Source organism: Actinomyces sp. ICM47 (genome assembly GCF_905369875.1).
GTDB lineage: Bacteria > Actinomycetota > Actinomycetes > Actinomycetales > Actinomycetaceae > Pauljensenia.
The window spans coordinates 1-20,344 of the sequence record NZ_CAJPJE010000042.1; the positions used below are offsets into that span (position 1 = coordinate 1).

General features: G+C 65.3%; 20 protein-coding genes. 7 read left to right on the forward strand and 13 right to left on the reverse strand.

Translation table 11 applies throughout. From position 1 onward, the window contains the following. The 7 genes from QZ149_RS08120 to QZ149_RS08150 form a co-directional block, all read right to left on the reverse strand. A partial coding sequence (locus tag QZ149_RS08120) for an ATP-binding cassette domain-containing protein (RefSeq protein ID WP_291450863.1) occupies positions 1 to 726 on the reverse strand: 726 nt, incomplete at its 3' end. After that, positions 719 to 1,615 carry an ABC transporter ATP-binding protein gene (locus QZ149_RS08125; RefSeq protein WP_291450865.1) on the reverse strand — a complete coding sequence of 299 codons (897 nt, stop codon included), beginning with the start codon at positions 1,613 to 1,615 and terminating at the stop codon, positions 719 to 721. The genes QZ149_RS08125 and QZ149_RS08120, both read right to left, overlap by 8 nt. Then, the gene (locus QZ149_RS08130; RefSeq protein ID WP_291450866.1) at positions 1,612 to 2,433 is read right to left on the reverse strand and encodes an ABC transporter permease; all 822 of its coding nucleotides are present in this window, start codon (positions 2,431 to 2,433) and stop codon (positions 1,612 to 1,614) included. The genes QZ149_RS08125 and QZ149_RS08130 overlap by 4 nt, the downstream gene beginning before the upstream one ends. Continuing rightward, entirely contained in the window at positions 2,430 to 3,398 is a 969-nt protein-coding gene (locus QZ149_RS08135; RefSeq protein WP_291450867.1) for an ABC transporter permease, read from the reverse strand. The genes QZ149_RS08130 and QZ149_RS08135 overlap by 4 nt, the downstream gene beginning before the upstream one ends. Further along, positions 3,398 to 4,879, reverse strand: coding sequence for an ABC transporter substrate-binding protein (locus QZ149_RS08140; protein ID WP_291450868.1), 1,482 nt, complete (start codon positions 4,877 to 4,879; stop codon positions 3,398 to 3,400). The genes QZ149_RS08135 and QZ149_RS08140 overlap by 1 nt, the downstream gene beginning before the upstream one ends. A gap of 170 nt (positions 4,880 to 5,049) precedes the next feature. Further along, positions 5,050 to 5,559 (reverse strand): Cys-tRNA(Pro) deacylase, encoded by a 510-nt coding sequence (gene ybaK / locus QZ149_RS08145; RefSeq protein WP_291450869.1) that lies wholly within the window; start codon positions 5,557 to 5,559, stop codon positions 5,050 to 5,052. A gap of 19 nt (positions 5,560 to 5,578) precedes the next feature. After that, on the reverse strand, positions 5,579 to 5,968 hold the full coding sequence (locus tag QZ149_RS08150) for a YccF domain-containing protein (protein WP_291450870.1): 390 nt from the start codon (positions 5,966 to 5,968) through the stop codon (positions 5,579 to 5,581). 120 nt (positions 5,969 to 6,088) lie between these two features. Here QZ149_RS08150 and QZ149_RS08155 point away from each other — a divergent pair, with 120 nt between their 5' ends. After that, entirely contained in the window at positions 6,089 to 6,787 is a 699-nt protein-coding gene (locus QZ149_RS08155) for a YggS family pyridoxal phosphate-dependent enzyme (protein ID WP_291450871.1), read from the forward strand. 46 nt (positions 6,788 to 6,833) lie between these two features. After that, positions 6,834 to 7,454 carry a MarC family protein gene (locus QZ149_RS08160; protein WP_291450872.1) on the forward strand — a complete coding sequence of 207 codons (621 nt, stop codon included), beginning with the start codon at positions 6,834 to 6,836 and terminating at the stop codon, positions 7,452 to 7,454. Between the two features lie 78 nt (positions 7,455 to 7,532). Here QZ149_RS08160 and QZ149_RS08165 read toward each other — a convergent pair whose 3' ends face one another. From QZ149_RS08165 to ilvD, 4 genes are all read right to left on the reverse strand, one after another. Next, positions 7,533 to 8,792, reverse strand: coding sequence for a HipA domain-containing protein (locus QZ149_RS08165; protein WP_291450874.1), 1,260 nt, complete (start codon positions 8,790 to 8,792; stop codon positions 7,533 to 7,535). Between the two features lie 11 nt (positions 8,793 to 8,803). Further along, complete coding sequence (locus QZ149_RS08170; RefSeq protein ID WP_291450877.1) at positions 8,804 to 10,432, reverse strand: DUF262 domain-containing protein; 1,629 nt, start codon at positions 10,430 to 10,432, stop codon at positions 8,804 to 8,806. 160 nt (positions 10,433 to 10,592) lie between these two features. Further along, positions 10,593 to 11,642 (reverse strand): biotin/lipoate A/B protein ligase family protein, encoded by a 1,050-nt coding sequence (locus QZ149_RS08175; protein ID WP_291450879.1) that lies wholly within the window; start codon positions 11,640 to 11,642, stop codon positions 10,593 to 10,595. A gap of 23 nt (positions 11,643 to 11,665) precedes the next feature. After that, entirely contained in the window at positions 11,666 to 13,513 is a 1,848-nt protein-coding gene (gene ilvD, locus QZ149_RS08180; RefSeq protein ID WP_291450880.1) for a dihydroxy-acid dehydratase, read from the reverse strand. 322 nt (positions 13,514 to 13,835) lie between these two features. Between ilvD and QZ149_RS08185 the strand changes: the two genes are divergently transcribed. The 5 genes from QZ149_RS08185 to QZ149_RS08205 all read left to right on the forward strand — a co-directional run bounded on the left by QZ149_RS08185 (position 13,836) and on the right by QZ149_RS08205 (position 17,758). After that, positions 13,836 to 15,029, forward strand: coding sequence for a cobalamin-independent methionine synthase II family protein (locus QZ149_RS08185; protein ID WP_291450883.1), 1,194 nt, complete (start codon positions 13,836 to 13,838; stop codon positions 15,027 to 15,029). Between the two features lie 323 nt (positions 15,030 to 15,352). Then, a complete protein-coding gene (locus tag QZ149_RS08190; protein WP_291450885.1) occupies positions 15,353 to 15,976 on the forward strand; it encodes a hypothetical protein in 624 nt (207 codons plus the stop codon). 19 nt (positions 15,977 to 15,995) lie between these two features. Beyond that, positions 15,996 to 16,670, forward strand: a complete 675-nt coding sequence (locus QZ149_RS08195) for a hypothetical protein (RefSeq protein ID WP_291450886.1) — start codon at positions 15,996 to 15,998, stop codon at positions 16,668 to 16,670. 53 nt (positions 16,671 to 16,723) lie between these two features. Then, a complete protein-coding gene (locus QZ149_RS08200) occupies positions 16,724 to 17,032 on the forward strand; it encodes a hypothetical protein (RefSeq protein ID WP_291450887.1) in 309 nt (102 codons plus the stop codon). Positions 17,033 to 17,065: 33 nt separating this feature from the next. Continuing rightward, positions 17,066 to 17,758, forward strand: coding sequence for a type 1 glutamine amidotransferase (locus QZ149_RS08205; RefSeq protein ID WP_291450888.1), 693 nt, complete (start codon positions 17,066 to 17,068; stop codon positions 17,756 to 17,758). Between the two features lie 216 nt (positions 17,759 to 17,974). Here QZ149_RS08205 and manA read toward each other — a convergent pair whose 3' ends face one another. Further along, the gene (gene manA / locus QZ149_RS08210) at positions 17,975 to 19,192 is read right to left on the reverse strand and encodes a mannose-6-phosphate isomerase, class I (RefSeq protein WP_291450889.1); all 1,218 of its coding nucleotides are present in this window, start codon (positions 19,190 to 19,192) and stop codon (positions 17,975 to 17,977) included. Positions 19,193 to 19,273: 81 nt separating this feature from the next. Continuing rightward, on the reverse strand, positions 19,274 to 20,344 hold a 1,071-nt coding region (locus tag QZ149_RS08215), incomplete at its 5' end, for an ABC transporter ATP-binding protein (protein WP_291450890.1).

Below are 20,344 nucleotides of genomic sequence, written 5' to 3' on the forward strand. Positions count from 1 at the left end.
CGTGTAGGGCTCGCGCGGGACGGACATGATCTGCCGGGTATCCCCGGCCTCGACGATGCGTCCCTCCTGCATGACGGCGATCCGGTCGCACGTGGAGGCGACGGTTGCCAGGTCGTGGGACACGAGCACGAGGGCCATGCCGCGTTCACGCGTGATCGACCCCAGCAAGTCCAGGACGGAGGCACGCGTAGACATGTCGAGCGCGGAAACCGGCTCGTCGGCGATCAGGACGCGCGGCGCGGGCGCGAGTGCGCGGGCGATCGCGATGCGCTGGCGCTGTCCGCCCGAGAACGAGCCTGGGTACTCCCCTGCGCGCGCCGGGTCGATGCCGACGTCGGTGAGGACCTCGCGCACGCGAGCGCGAGCCTCCTGCCCGCGTGAAACCCCGAGGGCGTGGAGGGGCTCTGCGATGGACGCGCCGATTGTCATCCGCGGATCCAGGGAGGAGAACGGGTCCTGGAAGACGGTCTGGACGCCGCGGCGCAGCGTGCGCATCGAGGACTTCGAGGAGGAGCGGACAGCCTCACCATCCAGCAGCACCTCGCCCGCGCTCGGCGCGAGAAGCCCGAGAAGCACGCGGGCGAGCGTCGTCTTGCCACTGCCCGACTCGCCAACGAGGGCAACGGACTCGCCTGCGCGCACCTCGACGCTGACGTCATCCAGACCAGCGTCGCTACCCGAGTATCGGAAGGAGACTCCTCGGGCGCTCAGGATCGGCTCACTCATGGGCGTTCCCTTCGTTATCGGTCGACGAGGCAGGCTCCCCCTCGCGCTCCCCCGCCTCGTCGGGCGCGTGGCCGGGCTGGGAGTCGGGGCGGACGGCACCGATGCGCTCGAACACGGAGTCGAGTGCGCGCGCGGCGGACGCGATGGAGCGTGCCGAGCCGGAGAGTGTGTCCGGCGCGGAGCGGATGACCTCGACGGGCACGTCGTCGGTGATGCGGCCGGCGTCCACGACGATGACGCGGTCGGCCATGCGCGCGACGACGGGCAGGTCGTGGCTGATGAACAGGAGGCTGACGCCTCGCTCGCGAGTGACCTCGTCGAGCAGGTCCAGGACGGTGCGCTGGACGGTGACGTCGAGCGCGGTCGTGGGTTCGTCGGCGATGAGCAGGGAGGGCGATGCGGCGAGCGTCATGGCCAGGGCGACGCGCTGACGCTGGCCACCCGAGACCTCGTACGGGAAGGAGCGGGCGATGCGCGCCGGGTCGGGCAGGGCGACTTCGGCGAGCGCGCGGTCGATGGCCTCACGCAGGGCGGCGCCTCGCAGGCCGCGGTGGCGGCGCAGCGGCAGGGCGATCTGCTTGCCGAGCCGCATGAGCGGGTCGAGGGAGGTCGCGGGGTCCTGGAACATCATGGAGATCTGTGAGCCGCGCAGCGAGCGCAGCTCCCGCTCGGAGGCACCCACGAGCTCGCGGCCATTCCAGCGGATCGAGCCCTCCACGCGCGCGCCCTCGGGCAGCAGTCCCATGATCGCCAGGGACAGCATGGATTTGCCCGAGCCAGAGGACCCAATGATGCCGACGTGCTGGCCGTCGGGCACCTCCAGGGTGATGCCGCGCAGGATGTGCGCGTCCCCGATCCACACGTTCAAGTCGGTGATGGACAGGCTCACTTAGCACCTCCCTGGGTGGGGTCGATGAGGGAACGCAGGCCGTCGGCCGCGAGGTTAGTTCCCAGGACGAAAGCGACGATCGCGACGCCCGGGGCGATGGTGCCCAGGGGCTGCGTCGTGAAGGTTGCCTGCGCATCCTGGAGGAGGCGGCCCCAGGAGGCGTTCGGCGGGGGCGCGCCCAGACCCAGGTAGGACAGGCCGGCCTCGGCGAGGATGGCACCACCCATCGTGACGGCCAGGTTCGTGGCCAGGGTCGGCCAGATGTTGGGCAGCACGTGGCGGGTGAGGATCCCCCACGTGGACACGCCCGAGGTACGCGCGGCCAGCACGTACTGCTCGGCAAGGACGCGCCGGGCCAGGATACGTGTCAGGCGCGCGACGACGGCCGAGGCGGCCACGCCAATCGCGACGGTGACCGTGGCCAGGGAGGCACCGAAGCCCGCGACGATGAGCATCGCGAGGAGCAGCGTCGGGAAGGCGATGAGCACGTCGAGCAGCGCCGAAGCCACGTCGTCCACCCACGGGCGGGCCAGCGCGATCACCAGGCCGACGCTCACACCGATGAGGGTGGCAACCGCGACGGCTCCGAGGCCGACGACGAGGGCGATGCGCGCGCCCACCATCATGCGCGAGGCCAGGTCGTGGCCCAGGCGGTCCGTGCCGAGGAGATGGTCGGCAGAAAAACCTTCGAGGCGTCCGCCGCTCGTGTCCTCGATCGGGTACGGAAGCCACGCGAGCGAGACGAGGGCTATGAGCGCGAGCACACCCACCAGGAGCGCGCCGACGACGAGGGACAGCGGGATGCGACGGGCGTTCACGGGCGACTTCCCGTGCTGAGGGTGGAGCGCAGGCGCGGGTCAATGACGCGCTGCAGGACGTCCGCGGCGAAACCAATGACGAGGACAAGGGTCGTCGACACGAGGAGAACCCCCTGAATCGATGGGTAGTCGTGCTGGGCGATCGCGGTCGTCAGCATCGAGCCGAGGCCGGGAAGAGCGAAGACCTGCTCGACGACGACCGCGCCGATGAACGTGGTCGCCAGCTCGATGCCAGCGATAGAGATGACTGGGATCGAGGCGACGCGCAGGCCGTGGCGCACCATCGCCTCGCCGCGCGACTCACCCAGGGAGCGCGCGAACTGCAGGAAGGGCGCGTCGAGCACGTCCAGGGCGGCGCTGCGCGTGTAGCGCGTGAGCGAGGCCGTGGACACTAAGACGATCGTCAGGGTCGGCAGGACGAGGGCGCGCACCGCCTGCGCGCCGTTCGTCCACCCGCGCGCCGGGAAACCCGAGGCGGGCAGCCAGTGCAGGTTCACCGCGAAGGCCAGGACCAGGAGCATGCCAATCCAGAACACGGGCACGGCGATGCCCAGCTGCGCGAGAGCAGAAATCACCGTTCCCGCCCAGGAGCGGCGCGCACGTGCGGCCACGTACCCCAGCACAATCGCCAGGATCAAGGAAATTCCAAAGGCCGCCAGGGTCAGCGGCAGCGTCACCGCCATGCGCGATGCAATCTGATCGTTCACGCTCAAACCTGAGGTGAACGAGGTGCCCAGGTCGCCGCGTAGCAGCGACGAGGCCCACTCACCAAACTGGCTCCACCACGGCAGGTCCGAACCCACCTGGCGGCGGGCCGCCTCAATCTGCTCGGGTGTGGCCGTGCCCGACAAAAGCGCATTCGCCGGATCACCCGGCAGGAGACGCAGGAGAACGAAAATCGCCACGAGAGCTGCCGATCCGGTGAGGATCAGCAGCCCCGTGCGCCGCAGCAGGTACCGAGTCATCAGTTCTTAGAAATGCCCGAGACGACAAACTGCGAGTTCAGGCCGTTCACGCCGTAGCCCGACACGTTCGAACGCGCGACGACGATCTGCGGGTAGAGATAGAGCCAGGCGCTGGCCGCGTCGGCCGCAATCTGCTCGTTGGCGGCGCGCAGCTTCTCGGTCTGTTCGTCCTCGGTGGAGGCCTGTTCGGCCTCGTCGATGAGAGCGGTCACGGCCTCGTTGTTGTAGCCCCAGTAGAACGTCGGGTTGCCGTACCACACGACGTCGCGCGTGTTGACGTGCTCCTGGAGGGTCGCCTGGAAGTCGTGCTCCTTGTAGACCTTCGAGTACCACTCGTCGGCGGTGATCGTGTTGATCGTGACGGTCACGCCCACCTTTGCCAGCTCGGACTTGATGAACTCGGCGACCGTGGGGTGCGGGTCGTAGGAGGGTGTGTCGAGCGTGAAGCTCAGGCCCTCAGCCCCGGCCTCGGCCAGCAGCGACTTGGAGCGCTCGGGATCGTAGGGGTTGACGGAGGTCAGGTCCTCGTACCATGGGTCCGACGGGGGAACCATCGATCCGATCACCTGTCCGGCGTCGCCCCAGATGGACTCAAGGAGCTTCTCGCGGTCGATGGCCGAGTAGATGGCCTGGCGCACGCGCGCATCGTTGAAGGGGGCCTGCGCGTCGTTGAAGGCAAGCAGCTCCTTCGTCGTGGAGGTGCCCTCTGAGACCACGAAGTCCGAGTTGCCCTGGAAGGTGGCCAGCGCATCCGGGGACTGCAGGGACGTGATGATGTCGATGTCGCCCGCGCTCAGGGCGTTCGTCATCGCGGTGGCGTCCGTGTAGTAGTGGAAGGTGACCGCGTCGTTCTTGGGGGCGTCGCCCCAGTAGCCGTCGCGGGCCTTGAGGGCGAGGGTCGAGCCCTTCGTCCACGCGTCCAGCGTATAGGGGCCGGTGCCGTCAGTCTCGGTCTGCGAGTCGAAGCCCTCGGGAACCATCCACAGGTAGGACAGGTTGTAGGGCAGGGAGATCGAGCGCTGCGAGAGCGTCACGGTCAGCGTCTGGGGATCTGTGGCCTCGACCGAGTTGATGACAGCCAGCTGCGACTTGCGCGCGGACTGGGAGTCCTCGGCCAGGACGCGGTTGATCGAATGCACGGCGTCGGCTGCATCGAAGGAAGAGCCGTCGGAGAAGGTCACGCCATCACGCAGGTGGAAGGTGTAGGTCAGGCCATCCTCGCTCACGTCGTAGGAGGTGGCCAGCTGGGGCTGAATCGTGCCGTCGTCGGCGAGGAAAAACAGACCCTCGTAGACATTACCGTTGAGTGCCTCGGTGACGCCCTGGCCACCGCCCGCGATGTTGGAGAGATTGACGGGTTCGTAGAGCGAGCCGATCTCGATGGTGTTGGGATCGGTGGAGGCACCGCACGAGCAGGCCGCGAGCGCCATGGCGGCAGCGATAGTCGCGGCGGTGAGGGCGAGGGGCTTGTGAGCTGTCATGCGGGGCACTTTCGTGTCGGGACGGGCCGGCGGTCCGTGGATACCAGGCGAATCTACCGCAGGGCCTATTTTGACGCATGCGGCTTTCCGCCGAGTAAAACAACGTGACAGCTCGCCCCCGCATTCCATCCTCCGTCCGGGGGCCGGACGGAAACCGGACGAGGCCGGGGTCAGACCTGCGCGAGGTCCGTGACCTCCGCGTTCGTCAGTTCGACGAGATCCAGGGGACTCAGCTCGACGCTGAGGCCTCGGCGCCCGCCAGAGACGATCATGGTCTCGTGGTCCAGGCACGCCGAATCAATGAAAAGCCGATGCGAGGTCGTCTGCCCGAGCGGGCTGATGCCGCCCACGACGTAGCCGGTGCGGCGCTGCGCGACGGCCGGATCGGCCATGGCGGCGCTCTTGGCACCGGCGGCTTTGGCGATCAGCTTCATGGACAGGTGAGCCAGGGCAGGCACGCAGCCGACGACGAACTCGCCGGTGGGTTCCAGGCGCACCATGAGCGTCTTGAAGGCCTGCGTGGGGTCGATGCCCAGTTTCTCGACCGTTTCCTCACCGAACGCCCGGGCGGCCGGGTCGTGCTCGTACTCGTGGATAGTAAAAGCAACGCCAGCCGCCGTGAGCGCCTCGATGGCGCGGGTGGGGCCACCGCCGTGGTCCTTGCTGTGTTTACGAGCCATGACCCCAGTGTAGGACGCGTCAGAGGATGGACGCAGTCGGGTCGTGGATGACGACCTTACCGAAGGGGAAGCAGGTGATCGGAATCATCTTGAGGTTGGCGATAGCCAGCGGGATGCCGATGATCGTGACGGCCTGCGCGGCAGCGGTCGTGATGTGCCCGATGACGAGCCACAGGCCCGCGACAAGGAACCACACGATGTTCATGAGGGCCGAGCCAGCGCCCGCGTTCGGCTTGTCGACGACGCGCTTGCCGAAGGGCCACAGCACGTAACCGGCGATGCGGAAGCAGGCCACGCCCGCAGGGATCGTCACGATGAAAATGCAGGAGATGATGCCCGCCATCACATATCCGAGGAAGAGCGGGAGTCCTCCGAAGAAGAACCAGATGATGTTGAGCAGGGTACGCATTGCTTTTGTTTGTCCTTTCCATGTGTCGCGAACATTCTAGTGTGCCACGTGACAGGCCCCTGCCAGCCCTGAGACGCCCCTGATTGAACCCCGAAAGCCACGCCCGCGTACCATGAGGCCATGAGTATTCCCGAGTCCATCGCCGCCGCCCGCGACCGCATCGACAGCGCCACCTCCGCGTGTGGCCGCACCGATTCCGTGACGTTGGAGCTGGCGGTCAAGACGCGCACACCCGAGGAGTGCCGCGCCGCCGCAACTGCACTCGCCGAGGCGGGGCTGCCGATCCTGCTGGGCCACAACCGGGTACAGGAGGCGCGCGCGACGGTGGACGCGATCCGCGAGGTGCCCGGTGCCCGCCTCCACCTGATCGGTCCTCTCCAGTCCAACAAGATCAATCACGCACTGGCCTGCGTGGATGCAATCGAGTCGCTGGACTCCCCCGCCTTGGCTGCGAAGATCGACACGCGCGCCACCGGCCCCTTCCCCGTCTTTGTCGAGGTGAATGTGTCGGGCGAGGCTACGAAGCACGGATGCGCGCCCGCCGACGTCGCGCGGCTCATCGATACGGTCGAGGCCTCGGCTCACCTCCAGCTCGCGGGCTTCATGACGGTGGGCCTGAACTCCTCCGTCGAAGCCGACGTGCGCGCCGCCTACGCGCAGCTGCGCGACATCAGGGACGAGGCGGCGGTGCGCCTGAGCATCGAAGAGTCCGAGCTGGCGCTGTCGATGGGCATGAGCCAAGACCTTGAGTGGGCCATCGCCGAAGGGGCGACCATCGTACGCCTGGGAACAGCCATTTTCGGCGCTCGCCGCCTCTAACGAGACGGACCACACGCCCGCACACGCGGCACTTAAGATTGAGAGCATGACGACCATTCTCGCAGGAATCTCAGCGACGATCCTGGCACTCGCTCCGATCACCAACCCAATCGGAGGCCTCGCCGCCTTCGCGGGCCTGACCGCCGCCGACGACCCAGCAGCGGTGCGCTCCCAGGCGTGGAAGACCGGCATCTACGTCTTTGCGATCCTCACAGTGTTCGCTATCAGCGGCTCACTCATCATGCGTTTCTTCGGCTTCGACCTGCCCTCCCTGCAAATCGCCGGTGGCCTGGTCGTCGCGCACTCGGGTTTCTCGATGCTGGAAAACAAGCGCCGCGCCACCCACGAGGAGGCTCAACACGCGACAGCCAAGGCGGACGTCTCCTTCTCCCCCATGGCGTTGCCCCTCATCGCGGGTCCCGGCTCAATCGGTGTCGTTATTGCGCTGGCCGCCCGCAACACCGCCGTCAGTTTTCACGTCGGCATCGTCCTGGGCATCCTCATCACGGCCGCCGCCATCGCACTGCTTCTGCGCTACGCGACGCCCTGGATCGACAGGCTGGGACCTACTGGCGTCGGCGCGATCGTGCGTATCATGGGCTTCCTGATCCTCGTTATCGGCGTCGAGCTTGTCATCCACGGAGTACGCGCACTCCAGCTCTTCTAAGCGACAACCCGCCCCGGCCTCGTCCCCCACACCCCGGACAAGCCGCGCACGATTCCCGAGGACGCCGCGCCAACCACGCTAGGACAGTAGAGACACCGACAGGCGTTGATAGCGCTCACGGAGCCAGGGACGCAGGTCGATGCTCCGTCCCCTGACGTTGATGCTCGTGAGACGAGTCGGCACCTCGACCTTGTCCAGTGCCTCGCCGTACGCGGCGATCATTGAGCGAACAGCTTCTTCGATGACACCTCGCTCGACACGACACATATCAGCGATCCTGCGGAAATCATCCAGACAGATATCCGCAGAGATCTCTTTGCCACTGAGCTTGAGCGCCATGTCCTGGGGCCGATCAAAATAAACGGCCGTACACACCAGGTCATAGGCGGGCGAGAGAACACCATTGCGACGGTCGGGATACACAAGGCTCCAATTCTTCAGATGCGCATCATCGTTACCACACAACATGTTGAATACCGTCCGACGGACACACTCAACAAGCGACGGCAGATCGTAATTCCGGTACGCGACCTTCATCACGTACTCGACCGAACTCTGATATTTCGACCGCTGAAATCCCGGCAGATTACCCGCCTGACAGAAATCCTCCATATGGACACGGCCTTGATCGCTCCTGTCAAAGCGCGCAATGCTGAATGCGTATTCCTCGGTTGTTACCCAATCGGAGGGCGCAATCTCGACGTTCTCCCGATGCACAAGATCGAAGTCAGGAACCTCAATGCAACACGCCTTGGCGAGCGACATCACGTAGAACTCATTATGGACAAGCGCGTCGTACTCATTCGGCGGAGGCAGCTTGACGATATGGTCTCCATACTCGACGCTGCCTGGCAACGTCAGGCGCTGATCACGGGACTTCATCGAAAACTTCAGGACATTGCCGGCAATGGATGCACGAATCAGCGAATCCGCTGAGGACGACGCGAAATCACCGGATCGCAAGGCGTCATCCGCCGAACCCCGAACAGGATCCCCGATACGGGACACCGTGACAGCTCCCGGCAAATCATCGCCGAGGGCGCTGAGAATTCCCGGCTCATCCTCTTCGCTCAGCCCATGCTGAGCACACACAATCGTTCGAAGCAACCCTTCAGGCAGGAGATTAGAAAACCACAGCGGAAGAACAGAGCGTCCCTTCACCCCCGCCTCACGGCGCATCCCATTCTCGAACCAGAAGCCAAGAACAGGCCGATCCACGCGCCAGTAGTAGTCGTCGGAGAACCGAAACGAACTCTTGGACGAGTAGCACGAGATTGTCCCGATGTCGATGCCATGCAGGCGAACACGAAACTCAACGTCGGGCGAATAGAGCGACATCTGTGTTCCTTTCACGTCAATTCAACGGGGGCAAAGGCCACGTAATCCCACGCCATCATCGAATCGAAGAACTCGTTGACCCGCGCGGAGACCACTTCCTCACGCCGACTGATCAACTCCTCGGGATCCATCTGATGTTCGCTCTCTTCTGTCCCCTCGGGAAGCATGAGCATGTCCAAATGCGCAGTCATAAATGCCCGCAACGCATCCTCATCCTGCCTCGCGTCCTCATTAACCAGCAAAATTCTATTGGCGAGCGATGAATAGCTGCCGCCACTGTCCTCACCCATGCGGTCATGCCCGACGTAATCTACGAGGAGATCAGCCGCGCTGCCGTAGTCTCCAACGAGCGAATCGAACAAGGCTGTCAGAGCTTGCCCGGTGCAGTCCTCCGAACGCATGTAATGGGACCACATGGCACACACACATGCCTTCGCGTCCGAACGGTTCATTCTCGCAGTCGGGATCGCGATGCGATCTGCCGTCACTCTCTCACCGACGCTTTCCAGTAGTCCCTGAACAGAATCCGATTCGTCGCCACGCCGCACACTCTTCAGGAAAGTCCGCGTCTGGACGTTCCCGCTACTGATAGTGCCCTCAATGGTCTTTACAATGGTCCGCCACACCCACCGTTTCAACAGCTCTTTGTTACGCCTCTTCGGCTCGGGGAACAACGCGAAGAACCGCGACACCACCACCAGAATCGCGCTGTACGGCAGTAACGTAACATGTGGAATACAACAATTGTCTTGCAGGAATCGCGTCGCTCGCTTCAGGACGAACTCCGTCTGGGCGTACGCTTCGTCGCGGTCCTCATCCGGGAAATCGGAGTTTTTACGTCGTTCATCCCCAAATTCATCGCGTACATCGCGCATATAGTCTGGGTTTCGACGCGCCTTCAACACATTGAGGACTTGATCTTCCGAAAGTAAACCAAAGTTCGTTGAGCGAGCCACAGCATCCGAAATCGAGCGCAGAGTACGCCCATCGGATACAGAGCTGTTGAGCGCTTCAAACACCTCGAAAGACTTGAGCTTCTTACCGCTCTGATTGATGCGATCAAAGATGACTCGGAGCTTATCCTCGTCCGCTCCCTCCAGCACGGTCGCCGGAACACTCACGGCGTTAAAGGTATTGAATGCCTCCTGGTAACGACCGCGCAGCGCTTGGAATTCGGTGTTCTCCTCGAACCACTGCCAAGCGCTCACAAAGTCGAAGAGACGAAAGAGCGGCATGACGGCGCGAGAATGACGCCCCAGAGTTGAAACAACGCAGGCATTTTCCAGGTCGTACCCAACCGCAAAACGAGCATCTCGTTGGCTGCCGGCGTCCATCGCGTTGATGATACTCGTCACGCGTTGCTGCCCGTCGACGAGCCATAGTGCGTCCGGGCGCTGAGGGGCGTCGATATCGATGGAACCAACGGTGAGCCGCTGCGCCGGGGCCTCACGTTTCCACATGAGCAGGTTCCCGATTGGATACCCATGGTGAAGGGAATCAAAGAGGGCAACGACGTCTTGGTTCGTCCACCGGAAGGAACGTTGAAAGTCGGGGATTCGCACTCGCCCCGTCGCCACCAGGTCACGCAATTCGGAAAGCCTGAAGGTTTCGTGTTTCGGCTGCATTGCTTCGCTCGACATGTGTCCATGTTACTCCGACACCGATTCTCGGACGCTGTCACGCGCGCAGCCGCGCGGGAACGCGACAACCTGCTCCGGCCTCGTCAATGAACGTGAACGAGGACCGGAGCGGGCAACGGGAACGCCCGGCTCACACCAAGCGAGCGAAGCACCCGAACTCTCAGGGGATGCGGTGCACCCACTCCTCGCGCGCGAACTTCGTTTCGCAGCGAGCGCGTGCGACCTCAAGGTCTTCGTCGGTGATGGTGCCGACCGTGGCGTTGTACTTCTCCTTGAAGTGGTCGAAGAACGCCTGAAGGATTTCCTCGCGGGGAAGGCCGGTCTGGGAACGCATGGGGTCCACGCGCTTGACGGCGCTGCGGGTGCCCTTGTCACGGATCTTCTCCATGCCGATGCGCAGGACCTCGTTCATCTTGATGGCGTCGATGTCGTAGGCCATGGTCACGTGGTGGACCATGTAGCCGTTCGCCCAGCGCTTCTGCGCGGCGCCGCCGATCTTGCCGAACTCGGAGGCGATGTCGTTGAGCGGCACGTATGTGGCCTTGATGCCCAGCTTGTCGAGGACCTCCATGACCCACTGATCAAGGTAGGGGTAGGCCTGCTCGAAGCTCATTCCCTCCACGAGGGCGGTGGGGATGACGAGCGAGTAGGTGATGCAGTTGCCGGGTTCCATGAACATGGCACCGCCGCCGGTGACGCGCCGCGACACGGTGATGCCGTACCGGTCGACCCCGTCCTGCTGGATTTCGTTCTGGTAGGACTGGAAGGAGCCGATGACGACCTGCGGTCCGTTCCACTCCCACAGGCGCATGAAGGGCTTGCGACGCCCCGCGGCCACGTCCTCGACCAGGGTTTCGTCCATGGCGACGTTGATCATCGGGTCGACGACGGGGCCGTGGATGACGTCGAAGTCGATGTCGTCCCACGACAGGGCGGCACCCAGGGCGCGGCGCACGGCGATGCCGACGGCCTCGGGGGTCACGCCCATGAGAGTGTCGCCCTCGTGGAGGGCACCGGCGACGCGCGCGGCCAGGTCCTTGGCGCTCGACGAGGCCGGGGCCCCTTCGAGGGACGCGGTGATCCGGGTGAGCGCGTCGTCGGGGTCGAGGAAGAAGTCGCCCGACACGCTCACGCGCGCGAGGCGGTCTTCCTCCACGTCGGTGTCGACGACAACGAGCTTGCCTCCGGGGACTTTGTACTCTCCATGCATGCCCACGATTGTAGGCGCTTCGCTCACGCCCAGTCGGGTAGGACGCGCACGCCGCCCTTGTCGGCGGACGCTGCGAGCATGCCGTACACGCGCAGGGCGTCGGAGACCTTGCGGGGGCGAGGCTTGGAGGGCTTCCAGGGGGCGGTGCCCTTCTCGGCGCGGCGGCGCTCAAGTTCCTCGTCGCTCACGTTCGCGCGCAGGACGCGGTTGTTGACGTCGATTTCGATCTCGTCGCCGGTGCGCACGAGGCCGATCGCGCCGCCGGCCGCGGCCTCGGGCGAGATATGTCCGATGGAGATGCCGGACGTGCCGCCGGAGAAGCGGCCGTCGGTGATGAGCGCGCACTTCTTGCCCAGTCCCAGGCCCTTGAGGTAGGAGGTCGGGTAGAGCATTTCCTGCATGCCGGGGCCGCCCTTGGGGCCCTCGTACAAGATGACGACGACGTCGCCTTCGGTGACCTGCTTGCTGAGGATGGCTTCGACGGCTTCCTCCTGGGATTCGACGACGAAGGCCTTGCCGACGAAGTGGAAGAGGGATTCGTCGATGCCGGCGGACTTGATGATCGCGCCGTTGGCGGCGATGTTGCCGTAGAGGACGGCCAGGCCGCCGTCCTTCGTGTAGGCGTGCTCGACGGAGCGGATGCAGCCGGCCTCAGAGTCGGTGTCGAGGGACTCGAAGAGGTTGGCGGTCGAGAAGGCCTGGGTGGTGCGCACGCCGCCGGGGGCGGCGAGGAAGCGGTGCTTGGCCTCATCGGTGGCGCTCCCGCTGCGCACGTCCCACGCACCCAGCCAGTCGGCCAGGCTGGAGGAGTGGACGGAGTGCACGTCGCGGTGGAGCAGGCCCGCGCGGTCCAGTTCGCCGAGCAGGGCGGGGATGCCGCCGGCGCGGTGGACGTGCTCGATGTGGTAGGTCGTGGAGTTGGGGGCCACCTTGCACAGGCAGGGCACGCGGCGCGAGATCGCGTCGATGTCGTCGAGCGTGAAGTCGACGCCGGCCTCGTTAGCGATGGCGAGGATGTGCAGGACGGTGTTGGTGGAGCCGCCCATGGCCACGTCCAGGCTCATGGCGTTCTCGAAGGCTTCCTTCGTGGCGATGGAGCGCGGCAGAACGGAGTCGTCCTCATTGTCGTAGTAGGCGCGGCACATGTCGACGATGCGCGCGCCGGCCTCGGTGAAGAGCTTCTTGCGTTCGATCTGGGTGGCCAGGGTGGTGCCGTTGCCGGGCAGGGCCAGGCCGATGGCCTCGTTGAGGCAGTTCATGGAGTTCGCGGTGAACATGCCTGCGCAGGAGCCGCAGGTGGGGCACGCGTTGGCTTCGATGCTGGCCAGCTGGTTGTCGCTGACGGAGTCGTCAACGGCCATGACCATGGCGTCAATGAGGTCGAGGCGGTGCTCGACGACGCCGTCGACAGCGGCACCGGATTCCATGGGGCCACCGGAGACGAAGATGGTGGGGATGTTCAGACGCATGGCGGCCAGGAGCATGCCGGGCGTGATCTTGTCGCAGTTGGAGATGCACACGAGGGCGTCGGCGCGGTGCGCGTTAACCATGGTTTCGACGCAGTCGGCGATGAGGTCGCGGCTGGGCAGGGAGTAGAGCATGCCGTCGTGGCCCATGGCGATGCCGTCGTCGACGGCGATCGTGTTGAATTCCTTGGCGACGCCGCCGGCTGCTTCGATGGCTCCGGCGACGAGGTCGCCCATGTTCTTCAGGTGCACGTGGCCGGGCACGAACTGGGTGTAGGAGTTGGCGATGGCGATGATTGGCTTGCCGAAGTCGCCGTCTGTCATGCCGGTGGCGCGCCACAGGGCGCGAGCTCCGGCCATGTTGCGGCCTTGGGTGGATGTTGCCGAGCGCAGCGGGCGACTCATGATGTGCCTTTCTGTTGCCGTGTAATGACTCCACAGTAGGAGCGTGCGCGCCGCGTTTCCGTGCGGGTTTCGTCTCGTGGACGAGGCCTGGGCTGGGTGCGGGGGGTTTTCGCGCGGCATTCCGGGTGCTTCGCCCGGCGAGACACCGTGTCAGTGTGTGGACGCTTGCTGGCGCGATGTCAAGGAAAACGCAAGGGACGCGTGCACGAATTCGCGTCTCGCCTCATGAGTGGCTGATCGCATTGGTCAGGGTGTGGACATTTACCCTCGTTCTCGACGCGCGAAACGTAGTCTGAGGGCACAGTGAAGAGAAAGGACTGCGATGACCATTCGCACCACTCATGTTGGTTCCCTGCCCCGCACCCCCGAGCTGATTGAGGCGAATCGCGCGCGCCGCGAGGGCTCGCTTGGCGACGCTGATTTCACGTCGCTTCTGCAGGATCAGGTTGACGGCGTTGTGAAGCGTCAGGCCGAGATCGGCCTGGATATCGTCAACGACGGCGAGTACGGCCACGCGATGATCGACACGGTTGATTACGGCGCGTGGTGGACGTATTCCTTCTCGCGTTTCGGCGGATTGTCCTTTGAGGATGTGCAGCGTTTCGATGTGCGTCCCCCGGCCGGCCGCGATGGCCGTCTGTCTTTCTCATCGTTTGCTGAGCGCCGCGACTGGCAGCGTTTCGCGGACGCGTACGCGGATCCGGATTCGGGCATTCACATCGCGAACCGCAACCCGATTGCGTTCCCGACGATCACAGGTGAGCTGACCTACATCGGTGCCGAGGCCGTGGAGCGCGATATCGCGGGGACGAAGCACGCGCTTGCGGCGGCGGGCAAGCCCGTGTCGGATGGTTTCGTGGCGGCGATTTCGCCGGGTTCGGCGGCTCGCGTGGCTAACGCGTTCTATGAGGACGACGAGGCCGTGGTGTGGGCGTGCGCGGATGTGCTGCGCGAGGAGTACAAGCGCATTACGGACGCGGGCCTGACGGTGCAGATTGACGCGCCGGATATCGCGGAGGGCTGGGATCAGATGAACCCGGAGCCGTCGGTTGAGGATTACCGCGCGTTCTCGCGCGTGCGTATTGACGCGCTGAACCACGCGTTGGAGGGCATTGACCCGTCTCTGGTGCGTTTCCACGTGTGCTGGGGTTCGTGGCACGGCCCGCACACGACGGATATTGCGTTCAAGGACATCGTGGATCTGGCCCTGCTGGTCAACGCGAACGGCTTGACGTTCGAGGCAGCGAATGCTCGCCACGCGCACGAGTGGACGATCTGGCGCGATACCCCGCTGCCCGAGGGCAAGTACCTGATCCCGGGCGTCGTGTCGCACTCGACGAACGTCGTGGAGCATCCGGAGCTGGTGGCGCAGCGTATCCGCCAGTTCGCGGACATTGTGGGCGACGAGCGCGTCGTGGCATCGACAGACTGCGGACTGGGCGGACGTATCTACCCGTCGATTGCGTGGGCGAAGCTGGAGGCGCTGGCGCAGGGCGCTCGCCTCGCATCGAAGTGATCGCCTGATTGCTTACTTGGGGCGCGCGGGGTGGATGCTCATCCACCCCGCGCGCCTTTCCCAGGCTTTTCTCAGGCAAAGCTCCCCATTCTTTGAGCTTTGCCTCACACAATTAAATACGTGTTGCAGCCCCCAATCCTGGGTCGGCTCGCCGCGGTGGGGATCGCACGCCGCGTCGGGTTCCAGGACTGGGGGCTGCGGCACGTCCGGGGCATGTGCATGCCGAGCACCCAACTCACCTTCCTGTCATACAGGTGACGGAGTCGCTTCCTCGCTATCCTGGGAGAAGGCACCCGGATTCCAACTGTTCAAGGGAGAACATCATGGGAGCGCACAACAGGGAGGGCACGCACTTCATCCATTCGCGCGCTGGTCTGCTCGCAGCCGTTGTTGTCGTCGTCGCCACAGTATGCGGCTGCCAGCAGGCCACGCCCGCGGCGGAGGGGCCGTGGGCGGCCGACATTGAGCAGGCGCGCAGTGAGTGGGCGTCCAACGAGTTTGTCCAATCCGTCCTCGCCGACTCTTCCATCAGCGAGGCAGAACTCCAGGACATGCGTCAGCGTGTGCTCAGCTGTCTGGCGGACAAGGGCGTGAGCGGCGCGTCTTTTGGCCCGAGCGGCACGCTGAGCGTCCCCGATCAGCCGGTTGGCTCCTCCATCTCTGAGGAACAGCAACAGCGCTTCGTCTCCGCCTGTTCCAGCGATGCCGGTCAGCCGATCATCGAGGCACTCGAGTTCAACATGCGAGTCAACCCGGATCACCGGGATTTCAACGAGCTGTACACGCAGTGTTTGATCCGTAATAAGGCGGTTGAGCCGTCCTTCACGGCCCAAGAGCTCGCGCGCGCTCGCGAGAGCGGAACACCTCTCGCAAGTGCGCTGCCGTTCATCGACCCAGCTCAGGGGCCCGACATTTTGCAACGATGCCTCGAGGACCCCAGCAAATGACCACAACCACCCTCAGGAGTTGAGATGGCATCTTCTCGCCGCTGGCTCGCCCTCACCGCGTTTGTCGCCCTCATCGGTTCCCGTTCACCTGGGTGACAGCGTCGATACGAGCACTGTTCTCCTCGCCCTTGAGGACTCCCGCGACGCTTTGTGCCTCTCCGTCCCACCGGACGCCTATCCCGCGGACCACGTCATCACCCTGGGGGACACGGACTACCCCGTTCCCGCTGACGGCGTCATCACCGACCCCACTCTGACGGCGACGATCCTGTCCTCGCGCGAATACACGGACTTCGTCCGCTCCACCCGGAGCAGCGATGGACCCGTTCAGCTGCCCGTCTCGTGGAAGCTCGCCGCCCCCCATCACCGTCACGGTCATCCCGCCGGCCTCAGTGATCGGAGACGCGACGGCTGCGTGTGTCTTTGCAAGCGGAACGCCGATCCCCGTCTCTATCGTTTCCTCTCAGCTCGGCCGAACCTACGTCCTGCCAGCTTCCCCACTCTCCGCCGTCGAGGGACGCTCATGTCCGTCGAGCTAGACAACGTCGGGCACAAGTTCGCCGCAAGCCCGTGGCTCTTCCGCCATCTGAGCGCCCGCTGCGAGGACGGTGCCCTCACCGCCATCATCGGCCCGTCCGGTTCTGGCAAGTCAACCCTACGCGTGGGACGACTTTTAACGCGGCCGGACGACTAACGCACAGGCCAACCTGGTGGGCGTGGATCGCCGCGAGTGCCATCGGCGTGGCCGTGGGGGCTGCCGCCACGTGGTGGCGTCGCCTGGAGATTGCCTCGGCGCTGCACGCTGGGCTCCGCACGTCGGATACGACGGTCCTTCAACTGGTCGAGGCCGTGGCATGGGTGGGTGGCGCTTGTATCGTCACCTCCGGCATATGCCTCACGATCCTGAGCGGAGCAGCACCCGATGATCGCGCCGACCTCATGCGCTTGGTGGGGGCCGAGGGCCTGTGTGCCGCGTCGTGGACGCTCATCGGTATCGCAATCACCGCCATGTCGATCCGCGAGCGCCACCTGTTCCTCTTCTTCAAAGGCCGGTAGGTATATACGCGTGATCGCAACTACAATTGGTGTATGAGCGTCCTCGTGATTCAAAACGACCCGATTGCCCCTGTGGGTCAGCTGTCCGCCTTCCTCGGCGGTCACGAGGTGGTGCGCGCCTGGGAGGACCCGCAGCGCCTCAGCGACTTGGCCGCCGCTCCCCTGCCGAGTGCCCTCATCCTGCTGGGTGGCCGAGCGAACGCCTACGACGATGAGGCGTGGCCGTGGCTGGAAGCCGAGCGCCAGCTCGTGCGCCGTTGCGTGCGCGCGAACGTGAGAGTCCTCGGCATCTGCCTGGGTGCTCAGCTGATTGCTGCGACTTTCGGCGGGCGCGTGAGCGTCGCTGACCCGGCGGGTCCAGAATACGGCGTGATCTCCCTGGTGTGGGGCACGAACGATCAGGCGGGCGGAGGCGGAGCTGTCCCCCTGCGTATGGCCCTGGCCTCGACCCACACGGTCTTCGCCGACCACGGCGACGCCATCGTCGCGCTGCCCCGCGGTGCGCGCGAGTGGGCACGCTCGGACAAGTACACGCAGATTTTTTCGTACGGGACCGCCCTCGGCGTGCAGTTCCACCCCGAGGTCACGCGCGAGACCGCGACCGTGTGGGCCGTGAACAACGAGGACGTCGACACGGAAGATATCGTGGCCGGGTACGACGCCCACGAAGGCGAGCTGGCCGACACGTGTAAGACCCTGGCCGACTGGGTGAGCGGCGTTTTCTGAGGCATACAGAGAATCGCAGTGCGGGTACCCCCACGCGGTACCCGCACTGCGATTGACAATCGGACCTCGTCGCAGCGAGCGGAGCCGAGGCCCGACCCCTAGTTTAGGCGAAAAGTCAGGACGAAGAAGACTTTTTCACAAACCAAGACCACCACGTGGGACGACTTGACAACGGAGTCAGCCACGGCCTCGTCCTCACGCGGCGGCTCACCCCGATCAGGGGGCAGCAACCTGAACGAACGAACCCGTACCGTACGCCCACACGCGACGCTCAGCCGCAGAGACAAACACGGCCTCGCCACGGCCGAGCTCGACGCTGTCTCCGCCCTGCTCCTCGCTCACGTGCAGCGTGACCGACCCGGAGGTCACGATGATGATGCGCGGACCCTCACCGGGCACGGCCACCTCATCGACGCGGGAGGTGTGCGTGCCGGGGGCCAGCGTCGTCACGGACAGATCAAACTCCTGGGCGGGTGCCAGGAAACGGTCCGTCGTCGCCGAGGGATGCTCGGGTGCCACGCGCACGGGCGGCAGCGCCGAAAACTCAGTGATTTCCACGAGCTGCGCGGAATCCACGTACTTGCGGGTCAGGCCCGCGCGCACGACGTTATCCGAGGACGCCATAACCTCGATACCCAGGCCCGACTGGTAGGCGTGAATCTGGCGCGGCGGAATGTAGACGGCCTCGCCGGGGCGCAACGACACCGGGTTCATGAGGAACGCGACGATAATGCCCGGGTCGCCCGGGTGCTTCTCCCCCAGGACGCTCACGAGCGTATCAGTGCGCGGCGAGGGGGACGTGCCCGACGCGAGGCGGCAGCGGCACGCCGCCACGAACTCTTCGACGCGCTCAGGGGTCGCCGGGGAATCCTCGTCGAAAAGCCAGGTTGCCAGGGAACGCAGGCCACCGCGCACGGTCGAGAGCTTGAGGCGGTGACGCAGGCGCTCGGCCAGATCACCCTCCAGCCCCACGAGGAGCTCACGCGCCTTACGCGGCACGCGGAAGCCGACGAGCGCGCTGAACTCGGTGAGCGCGTAGATCATCTCCGGCTTATGGTTCATGTCCCGGTAGACGCGGCGCGGATCCGTGCGCTCAATCCCCAGGACCTCCTCGCGCAGGTATCCCTCGCGAGCGATCTCCTTCGTCGGATGCACCTGCAGGGAGAGGGTCTGGGCGGGCGCGATGATCTTCGCCAAGTACGGCAGCGTCGAGCCGAAGGCGTAGAGCAGGCCGCCGCCCAGCGCGCGCTTGGGGTCCGCCGCGATATGCTCCGCGAGCGTGTCGCCGCTCGTCAGCAGCGTCGGACCGTCCGGGTGGGTACCGAACCACACCTCAGACACGGGATCGTCCCCGGCGGCAGCGCCCAGGAACTCGGGGATCGCGTTCGTGGAACCCCACGCGTCAGCTTTTGTCCAGCCGATCAGTTTTTCCATAGGGTGCATCCTATCGCGAGCGAGCACACAAAGACGCGGGGGACGAGGCCGTCGCCCCCTCCCCCGCGCCGCTTGCGTGCGTCAGGCGCTAGGTTGAGCGTCGGTTTCGCGGGCCTCAAGTGCGGCGAGCGCGCCTCCTCGGGCGCGCAGCTCGGCGTACGTGCCCATCTCGATGACGCGGCCGGCGTCCATGACGATGATCAGGTCGGCGTCGCGCACGGCGCTGATGCGGTGAGCGATTTCAACAATCGTCGAGTCGGCGGCGACGCGGGCGATGCCCTCGCGCACGCGCGCCTCGGTGGCCGGGTCGACCTGGCTGGTGGCCTCGTCGAGGACGTAGATGGGTGCGTTTCGCAGGAGCGCACGCGCCAGGGCCAGGCGCTGACGCTGGCCGCCCGAGAGGCGCTCGCCCATGTTACCGACGACCGTGTCCAGGCCGTCCTTTTCCGTGGCCAGCCAGTCGGTAAGGTCCACGGCCTCTAGAGCAGACTCGAGGTCCTCGTCGGTGGCATCGGGTGCAGCGAGGAGCAGGTTTGCGTGCAGCGTGTCGTTAAACAGGTAGGGGCGCTGGGGCGCGTAGGCGACCGTGGAGCGCAGGTCCGTCAGGGAGGCGTCGGCGACGTTCGTGCCACCGATAGTGACCGTGCCCGAGGCCGGGTCCCACGTGCGGGTGAGCAGCGAGGCAAGCGTCGACTTGCCCGATCCGGAGGTACCCACGATAGCGGTGCGTTTTCCGGCGGGAATGCGGATGTTGACGCCATCCAGGACGGTGGGGGCAGGGGCGGGCGCGTCCTCATCCGTCGGGTAGGCGAAGGTTACGTCGCTGATCACGATGTTGCCAGGGGTCAGCGGCACCGGGGTGGCAGGATCTGCGACGGCCGGGGCGCGGTCGGTGATCGCAAAGACACGGGCGGCCGAGGCAAAGGCCTGATCCAGGTCGGCGGCGAACTCTTCGACAGCGAGAACCGGGCCGAAGGAACCCATGGCGATGCCGATGGCCAGGCCCACCTGGGGCAGGGTCAGGGCACCGCCGAGGTACTTGGTGCCCGCGACCATGGCGACGGTGACGATGCCGGCGGCCACGGCAGCCTGGTTGAGGCCGCGGCGCAGGGCGATCCAGCGGCCCTGGACACCCAGCCCGGAGTCTATGCG

Bases quoted from the DNA above. Each gene is read 5' to 3' on its own strand.
- QZ149_RS08135 (WP_291450867.1), bottom strand. From the start codon at position 3,398: ATGACTCGGTACCTGCTGCGGCGCACGGGGCTGCTGATCCTCACCGGA.
- QZ149_RS08140 (WP_291450868.1), bottom strand. From the start codon at position 4,879: ATGACAGCTCACAAGCCCCTCGCCCTCACCGCCGCGACTATCGCTGCC.
- ybaK (WP_291450869.1), bottom strand. From the start codon at position 5,559: ATGGCTCGTAAACACAGCAAGGACCACGGCGGTGGCCCCACCCGCGCC.
- QZ149_RS08150 (WP_291450870.1), bottom strand. From the start codon at position 5,968: ATGCGTACCCTGCTCAACATCATCTGGTTCTTCTTCGGAGGACTCCCG.
- QZ149_RS08155 (WP_291450871.1), top strand. From the start codon at position 6,089: ATGAGTATTCCCGAGTCCATCGCCGCCGCCCGCGACCGCATCGACAGC.
- QZ149_RS08160 (WP_291450872.1), top strand. From the start codon at position 6,834: ATGACGACCATTCTCGCAGGAATCTCAGCGACGATCCTGGCACTCGCT.
- QZ149_RS08165 (WP_291450874.1), bottom strand. From the start codon at position 8,792: ATGTCGCTCTATTCGCCCGACGTTGAGTTTCGTGTTCGCCTGCATGGC.
- QZ149_RS08170 (WP_291450877.1), bottom strand. From the start codon at position 10,432: ATGTCGAGCGAAGCAATGCAGCCGAAACACGAAACCTTCAGGCTTTCC.
- QZ149_RS08175 (WP_291450879.1), bottom strand. From the start codon at position 11,642: ATGCATGGAGAGTACAAAGTCCCCGGAGGCAAGCTCGTTGTCGTCGAC.
- ilvD (WP_291450880.1), bottom strand. From the start codon at position 13,513: ATGAGTCGCCCGCTGCGCTCGGCAACATCCACCCAAGGCCGCAACATG.
- QZ149_RS08185 (WP_291450883.1), top strand. From the start codon at position 13,836: ATGACCATTCGCACCACTCATGTTGGTTCCCTGCCCCGCACCCCCGAG.
- QZ149_RS08190 (WP_291450885.1), top strand. From the start codon at position 15,353: ATGGGAGCGCACAACAGGGAGGGCACGCACTTCATCCATTCGCGCGCT.
- QZ149_RS08205 (WP_291450888.1), top strand. From the start codon at position 17,066: ATGAGCGTCCTCGTGATTCAAAACGACCCGATTGCCCCTGTGGGTCAG.
- manA (WP_291450889.1), bottom strand. From the start codon at position 19,192: ATGGAAAAACTGATCGGCTGGACAAAAGCTGACGCGTGGGGTTCCACG.